The following is a 26,102-nucleotide window of genomic DNA, read 5'->3' as shown; positions in this document are numbered from 1 at the left end:
GACCCGGGCACAGCCGCACATCGCGGCGAGCCCCGGGCCTCGGCGTACACCGCGCCGGGACCCGGGCACAGCCGCACATCGCGGCGAGCCCCGGGCCTCGGCGTACACCGCGCCGGGACCCGGGCACAGCCGCACATCGCGGCGAGCCCCGGGCACCGGCGTACACCGCGCCGGGACCCAGGCACAGACGCACACCGCGCCGGGACCCGGGCACAGACGTACACCGCGGCGGGACCCGGCACCGGTGCACAACCGCCGCGGCGGGGGTCCCGGACACGCACGGATTCCGGCGCGGTGCCGGTCAGTCAGTCATGAGGGGGAACATGTCGACGGATCCGCGGGCGCTTCATCCGGCAGCCGAACTGGTGGGCCGGGAACTCGACCTGATCGGTGTCCAGGGCAGACTCCAGGACCCGGCCGTCCGCCTGATCACCCTGACCGGGACCGGCGGAGTGGGCAAGAGCCGGCTGGCCGCCGAGGCCGCCCGGGCCGGTGCCGCGCTGTTCCCGGGCGGCATCCACACCCTGGACCTGCCCGCCTGCGCCGACCTGGAACAGGCCCTCAAGCACATCGACCGGATCGCCCGGGAGGCGAGCAGCGGGCGCACCCTGCTGGTGGCCGACGGCGTCGAGCACGTCGCGGGCGGGCTCGCCCCCGTCCTGGCCGGCCACCTCGCCGAGACACCCCAGCTCACCGTGCTGGCCACCGGGCAGGAGGTGCTGCGCCTGTACGGGGAGCGGATCGTGCCCGTGGCCGCGCTGCCCGTCCCCGGGCCGCTGCTGGAGCCCGACGTCGCCGACGTCCAGGACAATCCGGCCGTCCGGCTGTTCACCTGCTGCGCCCACGAGGCCAACCCCGCCTTCGCGCTCACCGCGGAGAACGTCGGGGCCGTCGTCGACATCTGCAACCTCCTCGAAGGCGTCCCGCTCGTCCTGGAACTGGCCGCCCGCAGGCTGCGCCTGTACCCGGCGCAGGAGCTGCGGGCCTGGCTGCGCCGCGGCGGCGACAGCCACCTGCCCGGCCCCGTCGACGTACCGCCGCGCCAGCGCTCCACCCTGGCCATCGCCGACTGGAGCTGCCGCGGCCTGAGCCAGGGCCAGCGCGCCCTGCTCGCCCGCCTCGCCCTCTTCCAGGGCGGGCTGACCCTGGCCACCGCCGAGAAGATCTCCCCGCTGGGCGCGGGGGAGACCGCCGTCGCCCTGGAGGCGCTGCTGGACCGCAACCTGCTGGCCCTGCGGGAGAACCCGCGCACCGACAGCCGGCTGACCATGTCGCGCACCCTGCGCGCCTACGGCCTGGCCCTCTTGGAGGAGGCAGGGCCCCAGCAGGCCACCGCGGCCCGCCAGGCCCACGCCCGCTTCTACCAGAAGCTGCTGCACACCATCGAGGGCCGCTTCCAGGGCTCGGAACAGCAGCGCTGGCTGCGGGCCGCGGCCGCCGAGCACGACAACGTCCTGGCCGCCCTGCACCACCTGAAAGACCAGCACGACGACCAGCCCGAGCAACGCGAGCAGCGCGAGCGGCATGAGCAGCGTGAGCGGCACGAGCCGGCCGAGCAGAGCGCGCTGCTCGAACGGGCCGCTCTGGTCGGCGCCTGCCTCTACCCCTGGCTCATCCGCGGCGAACTCACCGAAGGCCTGCGCTGGTTCGACGCCACCGGGCGGGCCCTGCAGATGGCCGACGGCGAGGAGCGGCTGCGGGCCCGCGCCCGCCTCTACACCGGGGCCGGCGTGCTGGCCGCCGCCCTGGGCGACCACGACGGCGCCGCGCACCGCCACCGCCGCGCCGTCGACCTGTACAAGCGGCTGCGCGACCCGGGGGCCGGCGCGCTGGCTTCCGCCCGCCGCGGCCACGCCCTGTTCCGCTGCGGCGACCGGGCCATGGGGCAGTCGCTGCTGGCCGCCGCCCGCACCACCCTCAACGTGCAAGGAGACACCGCCGGTTCCGCCGAGGCCGCCACCGCGCTGGCCGAGGTCCTGCTCGCCGGCGGCGAGGCCGACCAGGCGCGCGCCCTGCTGGAGCGGGCCGAGCGCATCCAGCGCCAGCACGGCGCCATCCGCGACCTGGCCCGCACCGTCCGCGTCGGCGCCCAGCTCGCCCTGCACGAGGGCGACGAGGCAGGGGCCCGCGCCGCGCTGCGCGAGAGCATCGGCCTGTACGAGTCGATCGACGAGCGCACCGAACTGCCTGCCGTCCTGGAGCAGTTCGCGCTGCTTTTGCACCAGAGCGCGGGCCGGCCCCAGCGCGCCACCCGGCTGCTGGCCGCCGCCCACGCGCTGCGCGCCCGCACCGGCGCCGGCGCCGACGGCCCGGCCCGCGACCGGCTGCCCGCCGCCCTGGCCGAACTGCGCCGCCGGCTGGGCGGCCCGGTCTTCGCCGCCGCCTGGGCCGAGGGCCTGCGGCTGCGCCCGGCGGCGATGGCGGCCGAGGCGCTGGCCGTGGCCGAACCCGGCCGCGCCGAGGACCCCGGCCACACCGGCGCCCTGACCCCCCGCCAGCTGCAGGTCGCCCTGCTGGTGGCCGACGGCATGACCAACCGCCAGATCGCCCACCAGCTGGACATCGCCGAGTGGACGGTGGTCAACCACGTCCGCCACGTGATGCGCAAGCTGGACTGCAACTCACGGGTCCAGGTCGCCTGGGCCGTCGGCAGGAGACAGTGATGGCCACACCGCCCCGCAACCCGCCCCGCAATTCCCCGCGCAAATCCCGCCGCGACCCCGCCCGCACCGCGGCCCGCACGCCCCGGGCGCCGTACGAGGAGGGCCCGCTCGCCCCGCACCTGGCCGCGCTGCGCCCGCCCGCGGAGCTGGTCCGGCCCTTCACGGAACGGGGCTGGTGGCGCGCCGAGACCGTGCTGCACGACGTGTACCGCGGCGCGGCCCGCCACCCGCACCGCACCGCGATCGTCTCCCACCACGCGCACCGCCCCGCCCCCGGCCGGGTGACCCGCATCTCCTACGCCCAGCTCGCCGCCTGCACCGACCGCTTCGCCCACGCCCTGGACGCGCTGGGGATACGCCCCGCCGACCCGGTCGCCTTCCAGCTGCCCAACCGCTGGGAGACCTGCGCGCTGCTGCTGGCCTGCCTGCGCACCGGCGCCGTGGCCGTGCCCGTCCTGCCCGGCTACGGCGCCCGCGACCTGGCCGCCGTCCTGGGCGCGGCCCAGCCCCGGCTGTGCGTCGTGTCCGAGCAGTGGGTGGGCATCGCCCCCGCCCGCCTGCTGGCCGACCTCGCACCCGGCCTGCCCTGGCTGCGCCACCGGGCCGTGCTCGGCGAGCCGGCGGGCGCCGGCAGCGGCGTCCTCGACTTCGCCCAGCACTTCGTGCGCACCGCGCACGAACGCCACCGGGCGGACGCCGGCCTGCCCCTGCCCCCCGGCCCGGCCGACCGGATCTGTCTGGCCGTCACCTCACTGGGCCTGCACGCCGCCCACCGCATGGCCCTGCACACCCCCAACACCCTGCACGCGAGCCTTCCCGCCCCGGCCGGGGCGGGGCAGGGCGCCTGCTTCACCGCGCTGCCGCTGGCCGCGCTGCCCGCCCTCCTGCACACGGTGATCGGCCCGCTCACCCGGGGCGGCACCGTCGTCCTGCAAGAGCTGTGGGACCCCGAGGCCGCCCTGGACCTGATGGACCGGGCCGGCGTGTGCCAGGCCCACGCCACCCCCGCCCAGTGGGCGGAGCTCGCGGCCGCCCAGGAGCGCAGGCCCCGCCCGCTCATGGCGCTGCGCACCGCCTTCACCGGCGGCCCGCCGGGCCCGCCGCCCGCCGCCCTGGCCCGGCGGGTGCGCCAGTGCCTGCGGGTGCCGCTGCGCGCCGTGCCGCAGCCCGCGCCCAGGGCTGGTGCCGCAAGTCCCGTCTGCCTGGTGACGCCCGGCACGCAGTCCCCTGCGCCTGAAGGGCACGGGGAGCCCGGCGGCGCTGTCGGGATCACCCCGGTACACCCGCTGCCGGGGCGACCCTCCGCCTTGCGACCGCACGCACCGGACGCCGCCGAGCCCGCCCTCCGGGCGGACGACGGGACCTCCGGCACAGGCCATGGCGGCGAGCCGGGCCGGCCGCCGCACCGGCCCTACGCGCCGCTGGCGGTGTGGCGCCCGCACAGCGGCGGCCCGAGCCCGGCCTGGGGGCCGGACGCCGGCACCGGCCGCGGCGCCTGGGCGGACCTGGACGAGAGCGGCCGGCCGCGGCGGTACGAGGAGGAGGTCGGCGGCGTCTTCCTCCTCCCGGTCACCGAGATCGAGGAGCGCCTGCTGAGCCACCCGCGCGTCGCCGAGGCCGCCGTGGTGGCCTGCACCGATGCCCAGCACGGCGAACTGGCCTGCGCCGCCGTGGTCCCCGACGGCGCCCCGCCCACCCTGCGCGCACTGCGCGAGCACCTGCTGGACCAGGGCATCGCCCCCGCCCACCTGCCCGCCCGCCTGGAACTTCTGGGCGGCCTGCCGCGCACCGGCAGCGGCGAGCTGGACCGCCGCCGCCTGCAGGCCACCCTCGCCCGCCGCCCCACCGGCACCCTGTGAGACTCAGGAAACCTGCGCCGGGCCGGCCGTCACCCCCTCGAAGACCAGGATCCGGCCCCGGGTGTTGCGGATGCGCAGCGGCGCGATCGCCCGGTAGGCGGGCGAGTCGTACCAGCGCCTGGCGGCCTCGGTGTCCGGGAACTCGATCACCCCGGTGAAGGCCTGCCCGTCGCCCTCCAGCACCTGCGCGGGCGCCCCGCGCACCAGGTAGCGGCCGCCGTGCGGGGCCAGCGTGGAGACCAGCTGCGCGCTGTAGGCCGCCACCTCCTCGGCGTCACCGGTCAGCTGGGCCTCGGCTATGACGTATGCGGTCATCTCGGATGTCCTTCCAGGGATGTGTGGGATGTGTGGGATGTGTTCCGGGCATGGAAAAGGTCCCCCCGCGCCCCGAAAAAGGGGGCACGAAGGGACCGTTGAGAGGGCCGCGGGTGCTACCGGCGGCCGGCGGACACGGGCCTGGACGCGCCGGAAGCGGCCGCGGGGGCCGCCGGGCGCAGCAGGGCGGACACGATCAGTACGGCGAAGGCACCGACGGCCGCGATCACGCGCACCACGTGCGCGCTCTGCCACTCATCGCGCACGTCCGCCCAGTCGGACGGCGGCGCCGCCACGTCCCAGTCCTTCTGGTCGCCGTTGATGGGCAGGTTGATGGTCAAGGACACCACCAGGACCACGAGCAGCAGCGCGAGCGCCGCCACCGGCAGCCACAGGGTGCGGCCGCCCGCCCGCCGGGAGGCGACGACCAGCAGCACGGTGGCGAGGATCGCCGGGATCAGGGTCGCCGAGGCCAGGGTGTCCAGGGCGTCCAGCTCGACCTGGCGCACCTGCGCGTACACCTTGGCGTCGTAGTCGCGCAGCGAGGTCTCCAGGACCAGGACGGCCACGAGGAAACCGGCGAAGATCCCCGCGAAGATCAGGCCCGCGAAGCGCGAGACGGTGGCCAGGGGGCTGTGTTTCATTCCAACTCCTTGCAACAGGCGGGGTGTTCGGCGAGGTTGTGTTGCTCGTACGTCAGCGAGGCCGCCACGGCGCGCCCCACGGCGGTGGTGAACTCCTCGGTGGACCACGGCCGGCCGTGCGGGGCCACCTGGCTGAGCGCGGCGCGCTGGAAGCAGACGCCCAGCAGCAGCGCACCGGCCGCCCGCACATCGGCGTCCGCGCGGATGCCGCCGCGCTCGCCCAGCGCGCGCAGCTGGCCCGCCACCGCCTCCAGCAGCTCGTCGGGGGCCGCGGCGGTGCCACGGGGCAGCGGGGGCCGCAGCCCGGACAGCAGGGCGTGATCGGCGAACAGCGCGCCGATCAGCGGCATGGACCGCTCGTAGAACCACACCAGTTGGCGCGCCAGGCGCACACAGCACGCCTCGGCGTCCTCCTCGCGCCCGGCACCCGCCAGCAGCGGGCCCGCCGCCGGCAGCCGCTCGCGCAGCAGCGTGCCCAGCAGGTCGCCCTTGCCGGTGAAGTGCTTGTAGAGCGCTGCCTCCGAGCACGCCGCGTCGGCGGCGATCGCCTTGGTGGTGGCCGCGGCCAGACCCCGCTCGCGCAGCAGCTGCTCGGCGGCGTCCAGGAGCCGGGCCCGGGCCGGGTAGGCACGTGCCGAAGTGGACATTCACTCACCCTTCCGCGAACGGGCGCCGGCCCGCCGGCCGCCGCCGGGCGGTGCGGCACCCGGCCGCACCGCCGCTCCTCGTGCACCGCGCACCGCGCACCCTCAGCCGCCAGCCTTCGCCGCCGGCGCCCGGCCGGACTGCCACACCAGGTCGAAGGTGAACCGGCGGATGCGCCAGCCGCGCTCGGTGCGCACCGTCTCGGCCTCCAGGTGCCCGCCGATGTCGAAGTGCCCGGCCGGCTCGTCGGACTCCCGCACGTGCACGGCCATCAGGTGGGCCCGTACCCGGGCGCTGTCCCCCTGAAGGTCCACGACGTGGTTGGCGCACAGGTGATGGGTGCGCGCGAACGTCGTGCGCGCCATCTCCTGGAAACCGGCCAGCCCCTTGATGCCCTGGAACTGGCCGAAGGGGAAGCTCAGTTGCACGTCGTCGGTGAACACCGTCTCCAGCCAGGCGTCGTGGGAGCGGTCCTTGTCCAGGTGCATGACGTAGCGGTCACACAACTGGACCACCTCCAGACGGTCGTTGAGCAGCCGCAGCTGATCGCGCAGCGCCGCCACGGTGGCGTCGTCCTCCAGCAGGGACATGGTCGGTCCTTTCGCAGGGGTGGGGCAGCCCCTGACCCGAAGGACAGGGGGGCGCCCGGGGTGATCAGGGGGGGAGGGGCGGGGATTCAGGCGGCGCGGCGGAAGGCGCTGCTGCGCCAGGCCCGCGGCTCGAAGGGGGTGGGCTGCGCCCGGTACCAGCGCGCCGGGGCCCGCAGCTCGGGCGCCCGCGCCCCGTCGCCCGGGCTCAGCCGCAGCCGCAACACCGCCAGCAGCGCGGCCAGTTCCTCGGGCGTGGGATCGCCCCGCTCGATCCGCACCAGCAGCTGCGACTGCGGCTGCGGCGGGGGTGATGTGTCGTCGCTCATGATCGTCCTCACTGCGGCGGGTTGCCGTGCTTGCGGCGCGGCAGGCCCGCGTCCTTGGCCTCGAGCATGGACAGGGCACTGATCAGGGCCGCGCGGGTGTCGGTGGGGTCGATGACGTCGTCGACCAGACCGCGTTCGGCGGCGTAGTAGGGGTGGACGAGTTCGCGCCGGTACTCCTCGATCTTCTGCGCGCGCATCGCCTCCGGGTCGTCGGCGGCGTTGATCTCGCGGCGGAAGACGACGTTGGCGGCGCCCTCCGCGCCCATCACCGCGATCTCGTTGGTGGGCCAGGCCAGCGCGATGTCGGCGCCGATGGAACGCGAGTCCATGACGATGTACGCGCCGCCGTACGCCTTGCGCAGCACCACCGAGACCCGGGGCACGGTCGCGTTGCAGTACGCGTACAGGAGTTTCGCGCCGCGCCGGATGATGCCCTCGTGCTCCTGGTCGACGCCGGGCAGAAAGCCGGGCACGTCGACCAGGGTGAGCAGGGGGATGTTGAAGGCGTCGCAGAACTGCACGAACCGGGCGCCCTTCTCGCTGGCCCTAATGTCCAGGACGCCGGCCATGGCGGCGGGCTGGTTGGCCACGATGCCCACCGTGGCGCCGTCGAGGCGGGCCAGCGCGCACACCAGGTTGGGCGCCCAGGCGGCGTGCACCTCCAGGTACTCGCCGTCGTCGACGATCTCCTCGATCACCTCGCGGATGTTGTACGAGCGGTTGCCGTCGGCCGGCACCACGTCCAGCAGGGCCGGGCACTGGCGGTCCACGGGGTCCTCGCCGCGGGCGCGCGGCGGCAGTTCACGGTTGTTGGAGGGCAGCATCGAGATGAGGTAGCGGACCTCGGCGATGCAGGTCTCTTCGTCGTCGTAGGCGAAGTGGCACACCCCCGAGGTCCGGGCGTGCGCGTCCGCGCCGCCGAGCCCGTTCTGGCTGATCTCCTCACCGGTGACCGCCTTGACCACGTCGGGTCCGGTGATGAACATCTGCGAGGTCTCGCGCACCATGAACACGAAGTCGGTGAGGGCGGGGCTGTAGGCCGCGCCGCCGGCGCACGGGCCGAGCATCACGCTGATCTGCGGGATGACGCCGGAGGCCTTGGTGTTGCGCTGGAAGATGCCGCCGTAGCCGGCCAGCGCGCTGACGCCCTCCTGGATGCGGGCGCCGGCCCCGTCGTTGAGGGAGACCAGCGGGGCGCCGGCCGCGATGGCCATGTCCATGATCTTGTGGATCTTCGTGGCGTGCGCCTCGCCCAGCGCGCCGCCGAAGATCCGGAAGTCGTGCGCGTAGACGAAGACGGTACGGCCCTCCACCGTGCCCCAGCCGGTCACCACCCCGTCGGTGTAGGGCCGCTTGGCCTCCAGGCCGAAACCGGTGGCCCGGTGCCGGCGCAGCGCCTCCACCTCCCGGAAGCTGCCCTTGTCCACCAGGTGCCCGATACGCTCACGGGCCGTCAGCTTGCCCTTGGCGTGCTGGCGTTCGGTGGCCGCCGCGTCCGGGCCCTCCCGCACCCGCTCCTTGATGTCCCTCAGCTGCTCGACCGCGTTGCGCGGGCTGTCCATCGCTTCACTCCTCCCAGACGGGCAGATTCGTCGGACACGGACACGGCCGCCGCCGCGGGCCGCGCCGCCAGCTCGGCCAGCTGCGCCGCCAGCTGCGCGGGCGTGTCCTCGCGCAGCAGGTCGTGCGCCTTGAGCCGGACGTGCAGGATTTGCTCCAACTGCCGCTTGAGGTGCAGCGCGAGCAGCGCGTCCACGCCCAGCACACGCAGCGGCCGATCGGCCCGCACACGGTGCGCCGGCGGCACACCCAGCGCGTCCCCCAGCGCCCGGCACAGCCACCGCTGCACGGTGCGGGTGCGCAGCTCCAGGTCCATGGCGCCCAGCACGGACACGTCGCGGGGCCAGGCGAACAGCACAGAAGGATCGGGATGGGAGGCAGCCATGGTCGTGTCGCTTCCGTCGAGTGGGGCGCGGGCGCAGGACTTTGCGGGTGGGGGTGGGGGTGGGGCGGGGGCGGTTGGTGCTGAGGGTGTGGGTGGGGGTGGGGGTGGGGGCGCAGTGGCGGTGCGGGTTGGCTGGTTGGGGTCCGCGGTGCCGGTGCGGGTTGGCTGGTTGGGGTCCGCGGTGCCGGTGCCGGTGCCGGTGCCGGTGCGGGTCGGCCGGTTGGGGTTCGCGGTGCCGGCGCGGGGTCGGCGGGTGTGGGCGGACGGTGGGACGCAGGGCCGGCCGGCGGGGCGGGGAGGGGAGGCTGCCCGGGGTTCAGGCGGCCGCCTGCCGGGGGGCGGGCGCCGCCGCCGCGCGGCGCGCCAGGCACTGCTCCAAGAAAGCCAGCGCCCGCAGGTGGTAGGTACGCGCCGACCAGCCCAGACTGATGTTGTGGCCCGCGTCGGCCTGCCGCTCCACCACCAGCGGCTCGGCGCCGCACAGGTGGGCGCGCAGCTCGGCGAGGGCCGCCTCGTCGTGGCGCCACCACGCCTCGTGCTCGGCGAAGGTCAGCCGGGTGGGCACCCGCACCCGCGCCGCGAGGCGTACGAAGGCGTCGGGCCAGCGTCCGGCCTCCACCCGCTCGCGCACCGGCATGGCGGTGACCATGTCCGCGCAGCCGCGGAAGGTGTCCGGCGGATACAGCCGCAGCGCACCCCAGTTGTGCCGCCAGTGCCCGTGTCCGGCGGCCGAGGGCAGCTGGGCGGCGGGTACGGCGAAGCGGTGGCCGCAGCCGGAGATGTCCAGGCCCAGCAGCGGGCCCGGCAGCGCGGGCCCGGCCGCGCAGGTCAACGCCAGCTTGCCGCCGTAGGAGTGGGCCAGCACGAACACGCCCGCGCCCACCGGGTGGTCGGCGGCGAAGCGGGTCAGCGCGGCGCGCACGGTGCGGGCCTGGGCGGCCAGCGTCTGGCCCTGGGGCAGCGGGCCGGCCGAGGCGCCGTAGCCGGGCCGGTCCAGGGCCAGCACCTGGTAGCCCAGGCGCATGCCCAGGGTGAACAGGGACTGGTCCGGGTGTGCCTGCCCGTCGAAGTAGGCGGCGCTCATGCCGCCGCCGTGCAGGGCGAGCACGGTGGCCCGGGGCGCGGCGCCCGGCGGCGTGCCGAGCAGCCCGGACAGCGGCAGGCCCGCGGCGTCCAGGGTGATGCCCCGCACGCCGCGGGAGCGCGCCGGAAGCGCGCTCACGGCACCCGCACCTGCGCCGCGCCGGCCCGCGCGCCGCCCCCGTCCGCACGCGGCGGCCCGAACCACCGCTCCAACGCCGCCCGCAGCCCGGCCACATCCAGCTCCTCGGCCCCGCCCGAACCGCTGGCCCCGGCCCGGCCCGGGTCATCGACCGAGCCCTCCTGCACCGCCCACGCCACATAACCATCCGGCCGCACCAGCAGCGCGGCCGTGCCCGCCAGTGTGGTGTCCTGTTCGTCCGGGCGGGCCGTCACCGTGTGCACCTGGTCGTGCCAGGGTGCTGCCGCCGCGCGCAGTGCCGGGCTGTCGGTCAGGTCCAGGAGTACTCCGCGGGCCGGGTGCAGCAGTGCCATCGTGCTGGTGGGGCCGTCTGGGCCGTGCAGGGTGCGAGGGGGGAGGCGGCGGCCCTGCAGGGGGTGCGGGCCGGGCATCGTGGCGTAGTGGATGTCGACGCCGCTGACCAGCCCGGCCAGGTGCCGTTTGACGTCGTCGTACTGGATGAGTTCGCCGAACAGGGCGCGCAACGGGTCCATTTCGGGTCCGCCGACGAACAGCATGCCCTGGGCCTGGGTGTTCATCAAAAGCCGGGCGCCGGCCGCGTGCCGCTCGGTGTGGTAGGTGTCCAGCAGCTCCGGCGGGGCGTCGCCGCGCACCTGGGCGGCGAGTTTCCAGCCCAGGTTGGCCGCGTCCTGCACGCCGGTGCTCAGGCCCTGGCCGCCGGCGGGCAGGTGGATGTGCGCGGCGTCCCCGGCCAGCAGCACGCGCCCGCGCCGGTACTGGGTGACCTGCCGGGTCGCGTCGGTGAACGAGCTGACCCAGTGGGCCCGGCCGCCGCTGATGTCCTCCCCGGTGATCCGCTGCCAGGCGTCGGCGACCTCGCTGAAGGACACCGCGCGCTCGTGTTCGTGGGCCGGGGCCCGGTCCGGCACCACGATGATGCGGTCCACGCCCGCTCCCAGCGGCGCGGCCATCACCATGCCGTGCTCCAGGCGCTCGCCCAGGAACCGGGGCCGCAGCTCGCACCCGGCCACGTCGGCCAGGTACATGGTGCGGGTGGCGCCGGTGCCGGGGAAGGAGAAGCCGGCGGCGCGGCGCACCGCGCTGCTGCCGCCGCCGCAGCCCACCAGGTAGGGGGCGCTCAGCCGCTGCACGCCGCGCGGGGTGGCCACCGTGATCTCCACGTGGCCGGCGCTCTCCGCCAGTTCGAGGAACTCCCAGCCGCGCCGCAGGTCGGCGCCGAGCGAGATCACCCACCGCTCCAGGACGTCCTCGGTGCGCGACTGCGGGATGCCGCGCGCACCGAAGTGGGCGTCCTCGAGGACGGTGTAGTCGAACTGCACGCCGCCGAAGTGGCCGCGCGCGGCCACCTCGAGCTCCTCGAAGTGCGCCAGCAGCCCGCGCTGGTCGAAGACTTCCATCGCGCGGGCGGTGAACCCCAGCCCGCGCGATTGCCCGGTGGGCTCCGCCAGGCGTTCCACCACGATGACGTGCGCCCCGCCCAGGCGCAGTTCTCCGGCGAGCATCAGCCCGGTCGGGCCCGCCCCGACCACGATCACGTCCGCGTCCATGCTGGACCTTCCTTCGATGTCCGGTGCGAGGCTCGGCATGGGTCAGCCGAAGAGCCGCGCGATGTGTGGCGGCGCCTGGGTCCGGCCCCACTCCAGGGCCTGCCCCAGCAGCTGGGGGGTGGCCTCGAAGCAGCGGTTGTCCGGGTCGCCGAGCTCGAACGGGGCGGGCAGGAACGCCGACTCCCGTACCCGGGTGAAGATGCGCTGCGCCGCATCGGCCGCGGCCAGTTCGCCGGCCTCGACGGCCATGCAGGTGGTGCGGGTGAAGGCGAGCAGCGCGCTGATGTCCTCCCCGACGGGGGAGGGCAGGCCGGGTGTGCTGGTCTGTTCCAGATCCCGCAGGATCTGCTCGTCGTGCTCTTCCATGAACGCGCGGTAGGCCCGCTCGACGGTCATCGTCGGCATGATGCTGGTCGCCTCCCACACGCGCAGCACCGCGTTCCACAGGTCGTAGTGGCCAAAGCCCACGAACGAGCTGTAGACCAGGTCGTCGTGGACGTCGTACAGGCCCTGCTGGAGGCGGTCGATGTAGGCGAAGCGTTCGGTGGACCAGTCGCCGTCGCCGGCGGCCTCGATCAGCCGCCAGGCAAGGGAGTTGACGACTTCGAGGGTGTTGGTCAGGCCGCGCGAGTACAGGGCGTCGGTGAATCCGGCGGCGTGCGCGGTCAGGCAGTAGCGCTCGCCCACGGTGCGGGTGGAGGAGTACTGCAGGCGCCCGGTGCTCACCCAGGGGCGCACCGCCCGCGCGCCGGTGAACTGCTCGGCGATCTGCGGGAAGCGGTCCAAGAACGCATCGAACTCCTGCTGCGGCGTCGACTCGCCCACCGGGTGGGTGCGTTCGTCCAGGGTGAGGCCGACGCTGCACAGCGGGCTGAGTGCGCCCTCGTGGTTGTCGAAGGGGATCACCCACAGCCAGCCGCCGTCGAAGACGTGGTGCAGGGTGCCGTGGTGCCAGGGGCTGGGCTGTTTGTGGCCCGCGGCCGAGGGCGCCCGGTCGTAGGGGGTGACGCCCACCATGTGGGTGAACAGGGAGCGGGAGTGGTGGCGGGCCCGGGTCGGCTCCTCGCGCAGCTGGAACTTCTCCGCCACCGGGGAGCGGTAGCCCCCGCAGTCCACCAGGTACTGGGCCCGGTGCTCGCCGCCCTTGGCGCAGCGCAGCAGCACCCCTTCGGGCCCGGTCTCGATGTCGCTGATGCGGGTGCCCAGCAGCGGTGTGGCCCCGTAGGAGACCGCCAGGTGGAAGAGGTAGGCGTCGGTGTCCTGGCGGAAGAGGTGGTTCTCGGTGCGCTGCCACTCGGGCACCACCAGCTGGTTGATCTCCTCGGGCTGCTGCTCCCGGCCCTGGCGGTGGTAGACGAAGCCGAAGTTCTGCTTGCGCCCCGACATGGGGGAGACCTTGTCCTGCACGCCGCGGAAGGAGGCCATCGCCTCGATCTCGGGCACCCGGTAGCGCTCGGCGACGATGCGGGTCATGGCCGAGGTGTAGGGGATCGTCGACTCGCCCACCGCGAAGCGCGGGTGCAGGCCGGCGTCGATGAGCAGCACCTTGACGCCGTTGCGGGCCAGCACCGCGCCCAGCATGCCGCCCGCCATGCCCGCGCCCAGGATGGCCACGTCGTAGCGCTCGTGCGTCGGGTCGGTGGTGTTCATGGCTCACTCTCCAAAAGCAGGGGACGTCGCGGGAAGGGGGTGTGTGCCGGGCGCGGGCAGGGGCGCGCCGAACCAGTTCGTGAGCGCCTCGCGCAGCGAGGTCTCCTGGCCCGGCCGGGCCCAGGCGATGTGCCCGTCGGGGCGCACCAGCAGCGCGTCGCTCTCGGGCCGGGCGCCGGCTGCCGGGCCGGTGCACCGCGCCGCCACCCAGGTCACCCGGTCCTGCCAGGGCGCGGCCACCGCCCGCAGCTCGGCGGCCCGCGGGTGCAGGGCCAGCAGCACGCCCCGGCCCCCGCGCAGCAACTCCGCGCTGTCCACCTGCTGCTGATCGACCGTCAGCCGCAGGTGGGGCAGGCGGGCGCCCAGCAGCGGATGGGTGCCGGGCCCCACGGCGTGGCGCACGTCCAGCCCGGCGACCATCGCGGCCAGGTGGCGGCGGACGTCGTCCTTGGCCAGCAGTTCGCCCAGCAGGGCGCGCAGGCAGTCCGACTCGGCGCCGCCCAGCAGCAGCTGCGCCTGGGTGCGGATGTTGTCCAGCACGCGGCGCCCGACCGGGTGCCGCTCGCTGTGGTAGCTGTCCAGCAGACTCTGCGGGGCCCGGCCGCGGGCGACGGCGGCCAGTTTCCAGCCCAGGTTGGCCGCATCGGCCAGGCCCAGGTTCAGGGCCTGGCCGCCGATGGGCATCTGCTGGTGGGCGGCGTCGCCCGCGAACAGCACCCGGCCGTGCCGGTAGCTCTCCAGCAGGCGGCAGGCGTCACCGAAGGAGTTCACCCAGCGCGGATGGCCGGCGCTGATGTCCTCGCCGGTGACCCGCTTCCACACGTCGCACACCTCGTCGAACTCCGGCTCCCGGCTGCGCGCTCGCGCCGGCACGCCGAACTCGTGCACCATCACCCGCGTCACCCCGTCGGCGCGCCGGGCCGCGATGGCCAGCCCGGCGGGCAGCCGCTCGAAGCGCCGCTCGGCGATGTCCAGACCGGCCACGTCGGCGCGCAGCAGTTCGCGCCCCGCCTGTTGGCCAACAAAGGCGGCGCCCATGAGGCGGCGCACGGTGGAGTGCTCGCCGTCGCAGGCGGCCAGATAGCGGGCGCGCACCCGCACCGGGCCGCCCGGGCCCGCGGCCACCACCTCCACCCCGGCCGGGCCGGCGCGCACCGCGCGCACCGTGTGCCGGCGCCGCAGCCGGGCGCCCAGGCCGGCCGCCCAGTCGCCCAGCAGCTGTTCGGTGCGCGTCTGGGGCACCTTCCACTGCCCCGGGTGGCTGCTGGGCAGGCTCAGATCCAGCGGCAGCCCGCCGAAGTGCCCGCGCATCTCGCACGGCGGAGCGCCCAGCGCGCCGAGCAGGCCGCGCGCGTCGAGGAGCTCCATGGTGCGGGCGTGCAGCGTCGAGGCCCTCGACTGCGTGGTGGGGCCCGCGCGCTCATCCAGTACGACGACGTCGGCGCCGCCCAGGCGCAGTTCACCGGCGAGCATCAGCCCCACCGGCCCCGCGCCCACGACGACGACCTCGCTCTCGAGACGGTCCACGGCCATGGTCAGTGCTTCTCCGCGTAGTCCTTGGCGTGGCCCAGGGTGGCCCGGCTGTTGGCGGACAGCGCCCCGTGCACGTAAGTGCGGGCGTCGGCGACGGTGGCGTCCGCGCCCAGGACCCGGGCGATGTTGGCGGTGTTGAGCACCACGGTGTGCTGCGAGGTGGCGGTGGTGGTGCCCTCTGTGCCCTCTGCGCCCCCGGTGGTCTCGGTGAACGTCCAGTGCCCGGTGTGCAGGCTCATCAGCGCGGGCAGCGTCACCTGCTTGTAGGCGATCTTGTGGTGCGGGAAGCAGACCCGGTAGGACTTGGTGGTGTGCACCGAGCCGTCCTTGGCCCGGGTGTCCATCTCCAGGCTCTGCAGGCCCGGGGTGTCCTCCTGCAGGCGCACGCTGGCCACGTGCGGCAGCCGCTCGGCCCACGCGCCGGCCTCGTTGACGAAGTCGTACAGGTCCTTGGCGCTGCCGTGCACCTGCACGCTGTCCTCGAAGGAGAACGTCAACTCCTCATCGGCCACGGCCAGTTCCACGTTCTGCTTCAGCGCGGCCAGCTCGGCGCGGGAGTTGCGCTCCACGGCCTCCTCGATCCACTTCAGGCCCGCCGGGTCGTCGTCGACGGCGCGGTAGTCGTGCAGCAGCCGGATCCGCGCGCTGTTCCCGGCGAGCGGCTCGATCAGCCAGGTGCCGCCCATCGCCGCCACCGGCGGCGTGGAGACCTCCTGGCGAAAGCCGATCCGCAGGCCCTGCGGGTCCAGGGTGCGGCGCGAGGTCCACTGCTTGGCCTCGCCGTTGGCCGTCGCCCAGATGCGGATGCGCTCGCTGTGCTCGCCCTTTTCGACATGGTCGACGTGGAGGGTGGGCGGGAAGATCCGAGGCCAGTTCTCCACCTCGGCGATCAGCCGGTAGACGGTGGCGGCCGGGGCCGCCACCGTGATCTCGTGCTCGACCTGACGTGTCGTCATGGTCACCTCTCCTTGGTTGGTGGGCTGCTGGGGGAGGCCGGGGCCGGGGGTCAGAAGTTGCCGAGGCCGCCGCAGACGTTCAGGGCCTGCGCGGTGATGGAGGCGGCGGTGTCGGAGGCCAGATAGCCGACCAGGCCCGCGACCTCCTCGGGCGTGGAGTAGCGGCCCAGCGGGATCTTCGCCCGGAACTTGGTGAGGATCGCCTCCTCACTGGTCTCGTAGGCGGCGGCATAGCCCTGGCGCACCCGCTGGGCCATCGGTGTCTCCACATAGCCGGGGCAGACCGCGTTCACGGTGATGCCGCTGGGCGCCAGTTCGTTGCCGAGCGCCTTGGTGAAGCCGACGACGCCGTGCTTGGAGGCGGAGTAGGGGGCGCCGAGCACCACGCCCTGCTTGCCCGCGGTGGAGGCGATGTTGATGATCCGGCCGCGGTCCTTGTGCCGCATCCCGCCGGCGTTGAGGACCTCGCGGGTCATGCGGAAGACGCTGTTGAGGTTGGTGTCGATGACGTCGTCCCACAGTGCGTCGTCCAGGTCGGCGGTGACCCCGCCGCCGGAGCGCCCGGCGTTGTTGACCAGGACGTCGACGGGCCCGAAGCGGGCGACGGCGGCGGCCACGAACGCGGCCACCGCGGCAGGGGAGCGCACGTCCAGGGCCGCGCCGTCCACGTCCAGGCCCTCCTCGCGCAGCTGCTTGACGGTGGAGGCGACGTTCTCCGCGGTGCGGGCGCCGAGGAACACCCGGTGGCCCTGGCCGGCCAGCAGCCGGGCCACGGCCAGGCCGATCCCGCTGGTGGCACCGGTGACAAGAGCGACACGCTGGTCCTGCTGCATGATCAGTTCTCCCTGCGGGTGGGCGCGGCGGGTTCAGGCCGCGGCGGAGGCGGACAGCCGGCCGTTGACGGCCGCGATCAGGGCGCGCGGGGTGCGGTTCTCGGCGAAGACGTCGTCGTCCAGGGCGATGCCGTACTCGCGCTCGATGCGCCCGGCGGTCTCCAGCAGCGCCAGCGACTCGTAGCCGAGGTCCTCGAAGTCGCGGTCGAGGATGTCGCCGTCCAGGTCGACGCCGTCATCGGCGCCGGCCCCCTCCAGCAGGATGCGGGTGAGATCGGCGAGGGCGAACGTGGGCGTGCTCATGGTGGGATCCCTTCGGATGGGCGGATCGTGCGAGAGGGGCGGATCGTTCGGTGCGGGCAGCACAAAGGCCGCACGGAGCACACAGCTGCGTACGGCCACAGAGAAGAAAGCCACAGAGAAGAAAGAGGGGCGGGCCCCGCCCCGGCAAGACGAACGCCCCTGCCGGCGGCGGGGGATTCACACCGGCAGGGGCGCGCTTGAGGGGCGGGGCCCGTCACGGGCCGCTCGCGGGCCGGCCAAGAGGAGCCGGCCGGGGAGGGGACTCAGGCGGAGAACAGCCCGCGCTTTTGGTAACTGGACTCCCAGAACAGCTTGTTGAGGACCTTCACCGGTGCGGGCATGCAGTCCAGGAACCGCTTGCGCTCGGCGACATCACGGCCGTCCATGACCCAGGGAATGTAGACGGCCGCGCCCTTGGGCCCCTGCTTCTTGGCCATGGCACCGCGAAAGGCGTCCCAGTCCTTGTTGGTCAGCACGTCCTGGATGAGCGGCAGCGCCGCGTCCTCCTCGTGCCGCATGTGCGAGCCCAGCGCCTGCGCGAGCCGGTCCACCCGCTCGCCCAGGTCCGCGGCGCCCTGCGACATGCCCGCGTCCACGGCCGCGAGCACCGCGTCCAGCCCCGCGTGCTCGGACTCCATCTCCGCCAGCAGTTTCTGGTCCTCGGGCCGGTCGGTGACCTGCGCGGCCACCCGCGGCCACAGCACGGCGTCCTCCACGGTGTGGTGCACGTGCAGCTGGCGTTTGAAGTTCTCCCAGCCGGCCCGGACCCGGGGTGAGCCGGCCCGGCCGGCCGCCACGGCCGCCGCGAACCTCTCCAGGTCACGCCGGAACGCGTCGTGCGTCGCGTACATGACGGCGAAGTTGATCGGGGCCTGCTGTGCAACTGCCATGGTGTGCCGTTCCTTTCGTCGACGACCGGCCCCCGCCGGTCAACAATGGGAGGTACCTCGCGGCCGGATGCCCTCGCGAACGAGAGGGGAACGGCAGGGCCGTCTGTGACATCGACGGCCCCCGCTGTGAGGTGAAACACATTCGCCGTGCCGATGTCACACTCCACCGCGTCAAGGTCCTCTCAGGAGCGAGCGCGTCACACGGGAGGGGCACCATGTCCGACAGTGCGGAAGAAGACTTCACCGCGGAAGACTTCGCAGACCGGGGCGGCGAAGGCTGCACCGACGAGGACCTCATCGGCGAGGGCGCGGCCGGCGACGCCCTGGAAGCCTCCACCGAGGTCTTCGTCGGCCACCGGGAACTGCTCTTCTCCATCGTCTACAACCTGCTCGGCTCCGTCGCCGACACCGAGGACGTCCTGCAGGAGACCTGGCTGTCCTGGTCGGGCAAGAAGCGCCGCTCGCCGCGCCAGCTGATCGAGAACCCGCGGGCCTACCTGGTGCGCATCGCGGTCAACCACGCGCTGGCCCGCAAGGACGCCATCACCCGCAGGCGCGAGACGTACGTGGGGCCCTGGCTGCCCGAACCGCTGATCACCGGCGCCGCCGAGGAACCCGCCCCCGACGTCGCCGAGCATGCGCTGCGCACCGAGTCGGTGTCGATGGCCATGATGGTGGTCCTGGAGACGCTGACCCCGCTGGAGCGGGCGGTGTTCGTGCTGCACGAGGTGTTCGGCTACGCGCACACCGAGATCGCCGCCATCCTGGACCGCAGCCCCTCGGCGGTGCGCCAGCTCGCCCACCGGGCCCGCGCCCACGTCCAGGCGCGCCGCCCCCGCTACGAGTCCACCCCGCAGGTCCAGCAGGAGGTCGCCGAACGCTTCGTCGCCGCCGCCCTGGGCGGCGACCTGGACGCGCTGATGGAGATGCTGGCGCCCGAGGTGACCATGTGGACCGACGGCGGCGGCAAGGTGCGCACCGCGGGGCTGCGGCCGGTCATCGGCCGCGACAAGGTCTGCCGGATGCTGGCCGGATACGCGGAGCAGGCGCCCAAGGACATCGACATCCACTACCGGCACGTCAACGGCGATGCCTCGGCGGTGGTCTTCTCCGAGGAGTCGCCCTACGCCGTCATCGTCATGGACCTCACCCCCGGCGGCGACCAGGTGCGCGGCATCTATGCCGTCACCAACCCCGACAAGCTGGCGCGGGTGCGCTCCGGGCCGGACGCCCAGGAGTGAACCGGCCCTGCCGGGAGGGGCGCTCAGGCCGGGTGCGGGCCGGCGGCCCCGGCGCCCTCGCCCCGCCCGCCCGCGGCCACCGTCACCGAGGCCCCGGCGGCGTCCGGTGCGCCGGGCGGCGGCTGCGGGCCGCTGTCCTGGCGGCCCGGGCCCATGCCCAGCAGCCGCAGCAGCGGACCCGCCATCGCGGTGGTGACCAGCGCCATCAGCACCATCATGGTGAACATCTGCGCCGAGATCAGGCCCAGTTCACGGCCGATGCCCAAGATGACGAGCTCGGTCAGCCCGCGGGTGTTCATCAGCGCCCCGAACGCGGTGGCCTCCCGCCAGCCCAGGCCCACCGCCCGGGCGGGCAGCACCGCACCGGCGAACTTGCCCACCACCGCGCTCAGCACGATCAGCGCCAGGGCCGGCAGCCCCGAGGAGCCGAGCGCGCCGATGTCCACGGACAGCCCGGTGACCACGAAGAAGACCGGCAGCAGCAGCCCGGCGACCTTCTCGATGGGCGCCTCGACCTGATGGTGCAGTTCGGGAGCGCGCCGCCGCGGCATGACGAGCCCGAAGGCGAACGCGCCGAAAATGGCGTGGATGCCGATCCAGGAGGTGACGAACGAGGAGACGAACACCCCCGAGACGATCAGCACGAGCAGGGTGCCCCGCTCCGTCCGGCCCGGCCCGCGCAGCAGCGCCCGGGCCAGCAACGGCCGTACCACGAAGGCCATCGCGAGACCGTAGGCCACCGTCAGACCGAGCACGGAGAAGAACTCGCCGGTGCCGCCCGCCCCGGCCACGGCGACCACCAGCACCAGCACGCACCAGGCGGCCACGTCACCGATCGCCGCGCAGGCCATGGCCAGCGTGCCGACCCGGGAGGTGGACAGGCCGCTGTCGCGGATGATGCGCGCCAGCACCGGGAAGGCGGTGATGGAGAACGCGGTGCCGACATAGAAGATGAACGTGCCGGCGCCGACGTCCTGGCTGCTCTGCGAGGAGTACAGCATCGCCGCGGCCCCCGCGCCGATGGCGAACGGCACCGCCATGGCCAGGGCGGCCACCGCGCCCACCGCCCGCCCCCGCCCGCGCAGCCGGGTCAGGTCCAGCTCCCAGCCGGCCAGGAACATGAACAGCACGAGCCCCACCTGGGAGATGGCGCCGAGCAGCGGCCGGGCATCGTCGGGGAAGATCAGCGCGGGCAGGTCGCCCGGCAGCAGCCCCAGCAGGCTGGGCCCGAGCAGGATGCCCACCGCGATCTCCGCGATCACGGGTGGTTGGTGCAGTCTGCGCACGCAGCGGGCCATCGCCGCCCCCGCGAGCAGGACGATCGCAACGTCGATCAGGACTATCGCTTCCAGCGGCAGGGCCTCGCCCGATGCCATCTCGCCTCCAGCCTCCACACACAGCACGGCACAACGGGTCAGGGGCGCTGGACGGGCCCGGCCGCCCCACCGCCGTCCACCGGGCGCAGTTCGATGAAGTCGAAGGCCTTGAAGCGGCGCAGCAGCGGCCGCAGCGGCGCCGGGACGACGGTCTGCCGCTCGTCCACGAACACCCGCGGCTGGGTCAGCTGGATGTGCCGGCCCCGGGTGCGCAGCTCGCAGCCGTCATGGGCCAGGGTGTTGCGCACCCAGTCCGACTGCGGACCGTAGGGCAGCGACATCACGTAGTAGGGGCCCTGGCGGAACACCTTGACCGGGGTGCGGTAGACGCGCCCCGACCTGCGGCCGCGGTGCAGCACGGCGCCGAAGCCCGGCATGCGGGTGAGCACCGGGCCCACGAAACGGTTGGCGAACCTGCGGTTGAAACGGGCCAGCCGCCTTTGGACGGACGGACCGGACGGACCGGAGGCTCGGGTGGTGCCGGACATCCACGACTCCCTTTGCTGGTCGGGTAGGGGACTGCTAGCTGTCGAACATGGGGTGCGGGCCGCGCGGTTCGTCCTCCAGGGAGCCCATCGACCCGCGGAAGAAGATCAGCGGTTCGGTGTCGGCGCGCGGCACGCCCAGCTCGGCCACCTCGCCGACGAAGATGGTGTGGTCGCCGCCCTCGAAGGCGTTGACCAGCCGGCACGACAAGAACGCCATGGCCTGGCTGAGCACCGGCACCCCCACGGCGGAGTAGCGGTGCTCCACGTCCTGCAGGGTGGCGGTGTGCCGGCCCGCGAACGCCCAGGCCAGCGGCTCCTGCCGGCCGGCCAGGAAGTTCACGGTGTAGGCGCCGGACTCCTCCACCAGGGCGCGAAGCCGGGAGGCCTGGTGCAGACAGAACAGCACCAGGGGCGGGTCCAGGGAGACGGAGGTGAAGGAGTTGACGGTGGTGCCGGCCGCCCGCTCCCCGCCGCCGCTGGTGATCACGGTCACGCCGGTCACGAACAGACCGCACACACTGCGCAGCGTCTTGCCGTCGATGGGCACCGGCGGCCGCGGCCGCTGGGTGTTGGTCGGCGTCGCGGTCATGCACGCCTCCTGAAAAGGGGAAGAGGTGGGGAAGCGAAAAGGGGGGGGCGGGTCAGCGGATGCTCTGCGCGAAGGTGAACAGCCGGTGCGGGTCGTAGGCCCGCTTCACGGCGAGCAGCCGCGGGTGGTTCTCGGCGTAGTAGGAGCGCTGGAAGTCGCGCAGGGCGGGGTCGATGAAGTTCTGGTACGTCTCGCCCGAGGAGTGCGCGTCGATGGCGGCAAATCCCCGGTCCACCCAGGCCTGCCCGGCCGCCTTGTCGGCGTCGGTGGGGGTGGCCGAACCCGGGATGGCCGCCAGGTAGTTGACGGTGCAGATGCTGTCGCGGTGCACATAGGCGGTCGCCGTGCGGCTCAGGTCCGCCGCCGCGCCCCCCACCGGCAGCACCTGCAGCTGGTGCATCTGGCCGGCCCGCCGCTCGGCGTCGAAGACGGCCAGCGCGCCGGCCCAGCCGGTGCGCGACATCGGGGAGGTGAACATGCGGCTGCGTTCCAGGCTGTACGCGGGCCGGGGCAGCTGTCCTTCGGCGGTGGCCCCGGCGCGGTGGCACTGGGCGACGGTCTTGGTGGCGCAGCCGTAGATGCCCATCATCAGATCGCGGTGGGCCACGGTGGCGGCGCTGCGGCTGACCGGTGTCCCGGTGAGCGAGAGGAGGCGGGCCGTCTCGTCGTCCAGCTGGGCCTGGGTGCCGGTGGAGACCAGGCGGATCGCCGGGACGGGGGTGGCGCCGGGGGCCGCGTCGGGCAGCGTGATCACGCAGGCGCCGCCGATGGGGCGCGGCGCGTCCACCAGCCAGCGGGCGTAACCCTCGACCATGTCCAGCGCCTTGTCCCAGGCGAAGAGGAGGGTGGCGGTGGCCACGTCGGTGACGGCGGAGGGCTTGAGCGTGTAGGAGGTGACGACGCCGAAGTTGCCGCCGCCACCGCCGCGCAGCGCCCAGAACAGGTCGGGGTGGCTCTTGGCGGAAGCAGTCACCCAGCGGCCGTCGGCCAGTACCACCCGGGCCGAGGTCAGCGCGTCGCAGGCCACCCCCAGCGCCCGGGTCAAAAAGCCGACGCCGCCGCCCTGGATGAACCCGCCGGCCGCGACCGTGGCGCAGGCGCCCCCGGTCACCGCCAGGCCCGCCGGGGCCAGCGTGTTGAGCACGTCCACGTTCTGCGCGCCGGCGCCCAGCACGGCGCGGGCGCCCGCGCCGGTGCCCGAGAGGATCACCGAGTTCAGCCGTGAGACGTCGACGACCAGGCCGGTGGTGGTGGAGTAGCCGCCCAGGCTGTGGCCGCCGCTGCGCACCGACAGCGCCAGCGCGTGGTCCTGGGCGAAGGCCAGGCACAGTGCCACATCGGCGGGGCTCTCGCAGTAGGCCACGGCCCGCGGGCTGATGGCGTCGTACTGGCGGGAGTCCAGCTGCTTGGCCTGCGCGTAGCCGGCGTCGCCGGGCAGGACCAGCTCTCCGCCCAGGTGGCCGCGGAGCCGGGACCAGGGCACGCTCTCGAGGGCGTGCCCGGCCGCGGGCCGCAGCGCGATCAGGCCCAGGGAGGCGCCGGAGGCGCCCAGGAGTGTTCTTCGACTGATCATGTGGGTGTCCAACCACGAGCGCCCCCGGCCCTGTTACGGGGCCGGGGGCGGATTCGGTTCGGGAAGGTGCGGGGTGCTCAGCGGGTGACGGGGCTGTCCTCCTCCGTCGCGCCCGGCGTATCCGTCGTGTCTGTCGTGTCTGTCGTGGCCTTGGGGTCGGCGGGCGCGCCGTGCCCCATGCCGGAGGGGGTGGCACCGCCCTTGAGGGCCAGGCACAGCGCGGCGCCGGCGAACATGGTCACAGCGGGCACCAGCATGGTGGGCTGCAGCGCTTCGACGAAGCCGTTGGAGAACACCTTGCCGGCCAGTTCCTGGAAGGTGTCGGCCACCTCGCCCGGCACGTCGGCCGGCAGTGAACCGCCGCCCTGCTCGGTGCCGACCCCGACCGCCTCGGCGCCCTCGGCGAAGGAGGAGGTGAAGTCCTCCCGGTAGGGCTCGGGCAGCTGCCCGGCACTGGCGGCGGCCTCCTCGCGCAGCGCGGAGACCAGCTGGGCCTGCAGGACCGCGCCGATGACGGCACCGGCCATCACCGAACCCACCTGGCGCAGCGCGTTGTTGACGCCGGAGGCGGCGCCGGTCAGGTGCGGCGGCACGTTGCGCATGACCTCCGAGCCCATCGGCGCGAAGGTGCACCCGGCGCCGAGGCCGGCGACGAACAGCGGGCCGACGAACGCCGTCCAGCTGCTGTCGGTCTCGGCGACCAGCAGGATCCAGGTGATGCCGATGCCGAACATCGACAGGCCGGCGGTCAGGATGTACTTGCCGCCGAACTTCTCCGAGAGGATGCCCGCGGGGCCGGCCGTGAACAGCGAGCCCACCGCCAGCGGCACCAGCACCAGACCCGTCTTCATGGGGCTGAAGCCGAGCACCGACTGCAGATAGATCGTCGTCGGCAGCAAAATGCCCAGGACACCGAAGGAGACCGCGATGCCGACGAGGTTGATCAGGGAGAAGTTGCGGTCCTTGAACAGCGAGAACGGCAGCAGCGGTTCGTTGTCCTGCTGGCCGCGCTCGTAGACAAGGAACACCCCGATCAGCGCGACGGAGGCGGCCACCAGCGTCCAGATCCAGGTGTTCCACTCATAGCGCTCGCCCTCGGTCAGCGCGAAGGCCAGGCAGAACAGCGCCGCCGAGGCCAGCAGCACGCCCGGCAGGTCGTAGCGGTGCTTGATGACCCGCACGTGCTGGGGCATCACCCGCAGGCCCAGCACCAGTACCAGGATGCCGATGGGGATGTTGATGAAGAACACCCAGCGCCAGTCGAGATGGGTGACCAGCAGGCCGCCCAGGGTCGGGCCGATCGCCCCGGAGACACCGGCGACCGCGCCCCACACCCCGTAGGCCGCGCCGCGTTTCTCCGGCGGGAACACATCGGTGATGATCGACAGGGTCTGCGGGATCAGCATCGCGGCGCCCACGCCCTGCACCGCGCGGAACGCGATGAGCTGGGCGGGATCCTGCGCCAGTCCGCAGGCCAGGCTGGCCAGGGTGAACAGGGCCACGCCGGACAGGAAGAGATTGCCCTTGCCGTGGATGTCACCCAGCCGACCGGCGGTGATGATCAGGGTGGCCAGTACGAGGGTGTAGGAGTTGACGACCCACAGCACCTGGTCCAGCGAGGAGCCCAGGTCGTCGGTCATGTCCGGGATGGCGATGTTCACGATCGTCAGGTCCACCAGGGTCATCACGAACCCCAGGCACAAGACGCTCAGAACCGCCCACGGATTTGTCTGCCGTACTTGAGTCATGTTCCTCTCCTAGTGGGCGTCCAGGCCGCTCACAGCGTGTGGTGGTGCACCCAAGAGGGCCCGGACGCGCGCGGTGTGACATGCCCGGCCGCCAGTGAGACGCACGCCACACCCGCTGTGCGTCAGGCGACGCAGATCCCCTCGACGGCGACCTTCTCGTACGCGTGCGGATAGGCGGTGATTCCCTCCGGGTACTTGCCGGCCGCCTGCTGGAACTCCGGCGTGCTGAACGCGGCCAGCAGCGCCTGGGTGGACTCCCACACCGCGACGTTGACCAGCAGGCGGCTGCCGGCCGTCCCCTTGTGCAGCTGGGTCTGGATGCAGCCGGGGCTGTTCTTCATGTACGCGGCGTCCTGGCGCCAGACGGCCAGGAACTCCTCGTACAGCTCCGGCGGCACGTCGAAGACGTTGACCAGGGTGATCGGCCCGGTGCTCGCCTGGAACTGCTTCATCAGCGGCGTGCCGGGGTCCAGTGCCTCGATCTTCATGTGCGTCCCTTTCGGATTCTCACAGTTCTCAGAGCTCGTGGGGGTCGAGATCGTCCGGGGTGATCTCGATGACCGGGATGGGGCGGCTGGCCCGCTCCTGGAACTCGGCGATGAAGGGGAACACCTCGGTGAACTCGCGCCACCTGCGCTCGCGTTCGTCGCCGGCCAGGATCCGCGCGGTGGCCGCGAACTGCTCGGGGCCGATGTCCACGCGCACCTGCGGCGTCGCGCGCACGTTGTGGAACCAGGCCGGATGGGTGGCCTTGGGGCCGCCGGGCACGTCGAAGTGGCCGGGCGCCGCGCACACGATGTAGCGCCCGTTGTCGTAGACGTAGCCCACCGGCAGGGTGCGCGGCAGCCGCGTCTTGCGGCCGGTGGTGGTCAGCAGCATCGCGTCCAGCCGCCCGAAGTGGCCCATGATGCGGCCCTTGGACGCCCGGTACAGGAACAGGTGCAGATGCAGGAAGGACTTGTTGACCTTCTTGACGTATTTGTTCGGCGGCTTGGAGTACAGATAGACGTTGAACCGCGTGAAGGCCTCCACCAGCGGATTGGTGTTCTCCATCTGCGGCCGGGTGGAGGACCACGAGGACAGCGCCGTGCTCTGGGCGTCCTCGGTGTCCGGCAGGGTCTGCGCCATGGGGCCGGGCCCCCCTT

The 26,102-nt window shown here is 73.5% G+C and carries 25 protein-coding genes; 3 read left to right on the top strand and 22 right to left on the bottom strand.

The annotated features are described in order from the left end of the window. The first annotated feature begins 323 nt into the window (after positions 1-323). Both ACI2L3_RS34525 and ACI2L3_RS34520 read left to right on the top strand, forming a co-directional pair. Complete coding sequence (locus ACI2L3_RS34525; RefSeq protein ID WP_404756367.1) at positions 324-2,663, top strand: ATP-binding protein; 2,340 nt, start codon at positions 324-326, stop codon at positions 2,661-2,663. Next, a complete protein-coding gene (locus tag ACI2L3_RS34520) occupies positions 2,663-4,522 on the top strand; it encodes an AMP-binding protein (RefSeq protein ID WP_404756366.1) in 1,860 nt (619 codons plus the stop codon). The genes ACI2L3_RS34525 and ACI2L3_RS34520 overlap by 1 nt, the downstream gene beginning before the upstream one ends. A 3-nt stretch (positions 4,523-4,525) precedes the next feature. Here ACI2L3_RS34520 and ACI2L3_RS34515 read toward each other — a convergent pair whose 3' ends face one another. The 15 genes from ACI2L3_RS34515 to ACI2L3_RS34445 form a co-directional block, all read right to left on the bottom strand. Then, positions 4,526-4,837, bottom strand: a complete 312-nt coding sequence (locus tag ACI2L3_RS34515) for a DUF1330 domain-containing protein (RefSeq protein WP_404756365.1) — start codon at positions 4,835-4,837, stop codon at positions 4,526-4,528. 116 nt (positions 4,838-4,953) lie between these two features. Further along, positions 4,954-5,481: an anthrone oxygenase family protein gene (locus ACI2L3_RS34510; RefSeq protein WP_404756364.1), complete on the bottom strand. Its 528-nt coding sequence runs from the start codon at positions 5,479-5,481 to the stop codon at positions 4,954-4,956. Then, positions 5,478-6,128, bottom strand: a complete 651-nt coding sequence (locus tag ACI2L3_RS34505) for a TetR/AcrR family transcriptional regulator (protein ID WP_404756363.1) — start codon at positions 6,126-6,128, stop codon at positions 5,478-5,480. The genes ACI2L3_RS34510 and ACI2L3_RS34505 overlap by 4 nt, the downstream gene beginning before the upstream one ends. A 102-nt stretch (positions 6,129-6,230) precedes the next feature. After that, entirely contained in the window at positions 6,231-6,716 is a 486-nt protein-coding gene (locus tag ACI2L3_RS34500) for a nuclear transport factor 2 family protein (protein WP_404756362.1), read from the bottom strand. Between the two features lie 86 nt (positions 6,717-6,802). Next, positions 6,803-7,042: an acyl-CoA carboxylase epsilon subunit gene (locus tag ACI2L3_RS34495; RefSeq protein WP_404756361.1), complete on the bottom strand. Its 240-nt coding sequence runs from the start codon at positions 7,040-7,042 to the stop codon at positions 6,803-6,805. Positions 7,043-7,050: 8 nt separating this feature from the next. After that, a complete protein-coding gene (locus ACI2L3_RS34490) occupies positions 7,051-8,604 on the bottom strand; it encodes an acyl-CoA carboxylase subunit beta (RefSeq protein WP_404756360.1) in 1,554 nt (517 codons plus the stop codon). Beyond that, positions 8,571-8,987, bottom strand: a complete 417-nt coding sequence (locus ACI2L3_RS34485) for an acyl carrier protein (protein ID WP_404756359.1) — start codon at positions 8,985-8,987, stop codon at positions 8,571-8,573. The genes ACI2L3_RS34490 and ACI2L3_RS34485 overlap by 34 nt, the downstream gene beginning before the upstream one ends. Positions 8,988-9,303: 316 nt before the next feature. Beyond that, on the bottom strand, positions 9,304-10,209 hold the full coding sequence (locus ACI2L3_RS34480) for an alpha/beta hydrolase (protein WP_404756358.1): 906 nt from the start codon (positions 10,207-10,209) through the stop codon (positions 9,304-9,306). Continuing rightward, on the bottom strand, positions 10,206-11,777 hold the full coding sequence (locus tag ACI2L3_RS34475; protein ID WP_404756357.1) for an FAD-dependent monooxygenase: 1,572 nt from the start codon (positions 11,775-11,777) through the stop codon (positions 10,206-10,208). Before ACI2L3_RS34475 ends, ACI2L3_RS34480 begins: the two co-directional genes overlap by 4 nt. A 42-nt stretch (positions 11,778-11,819) precedes the next feature. Continuing rightward, positions 11,820-13,427, bottom strand: coding sequence for an NAD(P)/FAD-dependent oxidoreductase (locus ACI2L3_RS34470; protein ID WP_404756356.1), 1,608 nt, complete (start codon positions 13,425-13,427; stop codon positions 11,820-11,822). A gap of 3 nt (positions 13,428-13,430) precedes the next feature. Next, a complete protein-coding gene (locus ACI2L3_RS34465; protein ID WP_404756355.1) occupies positions 13,431-14,960 on the bottom strand; it encodes an FAD-dependent monooxygenase in 1,530 nt (509 codons plus the stop codon). A 2-nt stretch (positions 14,961-14,962) separates the two neighbouring features. Then, complete coding sequence (locus tag ACI2L3_RS34460; RefSeq protein WP_404756354.1) at positions 14,963-15,916, bottom strand: aromatase/cyclase; 954 nt, start codon at positions 15,914-15,916, stop codon at positions 14,963-14,965. 50 nt (positions 15,917-15,966) lie between these two features. Next, complete coding sequence (gene fabG / locus ACI2L3_RS34455; RefSeq protein WP_404756353.1) at positions 15,967-16,749, bottom strand: 3-oxoacyl-ACP reductase FabG; 783 nt, start codon at positions 16,747-16,749, stop codon at positions 15,967-15,969. A 33-nt stretch (positions 16,750-16,782) separates the two neighbouring features. Then, on the bottom strand, positions 16,783-17,052 hold the full coding sequence (locus ACI2L3_RS34450; protein ID WP_404756352.1) for an acyl carrier protein: 270 nt from the start codon (positions 17,050-17,052) through the stop codon (positions 16,783-16,785). Positions 17,053-17,315: 263 nt separating this feature from the next. Beyond that, positions 17,316-17,942: a hemerythrin domain-containing protein gene (locus ACI2L3_RS34445; RefSeq protein ID WP_404756351.1), complete on the bottom strand. Its 627-nt coding sequence runs from the start codon at positions 17,940-17,942 to the stop codon at positions 17,316-17,318. A 296-nt stretch (positions 17,943-18,238) separates the two neighbouring features. On the opposite strand from ACI2L3_RS34445, the gene sigJ reads away from it, so the two are divergent. Beyond that, on the top strand, positions 18,239-19,183 hold the full coding sequence (gene sigJ / locus ACI2L3_RS34440; RefSeq protein ID WP_404756396.1) for an RNA polymerase sigma factor SigJ: 945 nt from the start codon (positions 18,239-18,241) through the stop codon (positions 19,181-19,183). 23 nt (positions 19,184-19,206) lie between these two features. Here sigJ and ACI2L3_RS34435 read toward each other — a convergent pair whose 3' ends face one another. The 7 genes from ACI2L3_RS34435 to ACI2L3_RS34405 form a co-directional block, all read right to left on the bottom strand. Next, positions 19,207-20,559: a cation:proton antiporter gene (locus tag ACI2L3_RS34435; protein WP_404756350.1), complete on the bottom strand. Its 1,353-nt coding sequence runs from the start codon at positions 20,557-20,559 to the stop codon at positions 19,207-19,209. A gap of 38 nt (positions 20,560-20,597) precedes the next feature. Next, a complete protein-coding gene (locus ACI2L3_RS34430; protein WP_404756349.1) occupies positions 20,598-21,047 on the bottom strand; it encodes a nitroreductase/quinone reductase family protein in 450 nt (149 codons plus the stop codon). A gap of 34 nt (positions 21,048-21,081) precedes the next feature. Continuing rightward, positions 21,082-21,636, bottom strand: coding sequence for a flavin reductase family protein (locus tag ACI2L3_RS34425; RefSeq protein ID WP_404756348.1), 555 nt, complete (start codon positions 21,634-21,636; stop codon positions 21,082-21,084). Positions 21,637-21,688: 52 nt separating this feature from the next. Then, positions 21,689-23,209 (bottom strand): FAD-binding oxidoreductase, encoded by a 1,521-nt coding sequence (locus ACI2L3_RS34420; RefSeq protein WP_404756347.1) that lies wholly within the window; start codon positions 23,207-23,209, stop codon positions 21,689-21,691. Between the two features lie 77 nt (positions 23,210-23,286). Continuing rightward, complete coding sequence (locus ACI2L3_RS34415) at positions 23,287-24,957, bottom strand: MFS transporter (RefSeq protein ID WP_404756346.1); 1,671 nt, start codon at positions 24,955-24,957, stop codon at positions 23,287-23,289. Positions 24,958-25,079: 122 nt separating this feature from the next. Continuing rightward, the gene (locus tag ACI2L3_RS34410; protein ID WP_404756345.1) at positions 25,080-25,445 is read right to left on the bottom strand and encodes an antibiotic biosynthesis monooxygenase family protein; all 366 of its coding nucleotides are present in this window, start codon (positions 25,443-25,445) and stop codon (positions 25,080-25,082) included. 28 nt (positions 25,446-25,473) lie between these two features. Next, on the bottom strand, positions 25,474-26,085 hold the full coding sequence (locus ACI2L3_RS34405) for a nitroreductase family deazaflavin-dependent oxidoreductase (RefSeq protein ID WP_404756344.1): 612 nt from the start codon (positions 26,083-26,085) through the stop codon (positions 25,474-25,476). Between the last annotated feature and the right edge of the window lie 17 nt (positions 26,086-26,102).

This window comes from Streptomyces sp. NPDC029674 (genome assembly GCF_044903205.1).
Lineage (GTDB): Bacteria > Actinomycetota > Actinomycetes > Streptomycetales > Streptomycetaceae > Streptomyces.
Note: the sequence above shows the minus strand (reverse complement) of the source record. Positions and strands in the feature narration are given on the sequence as shown.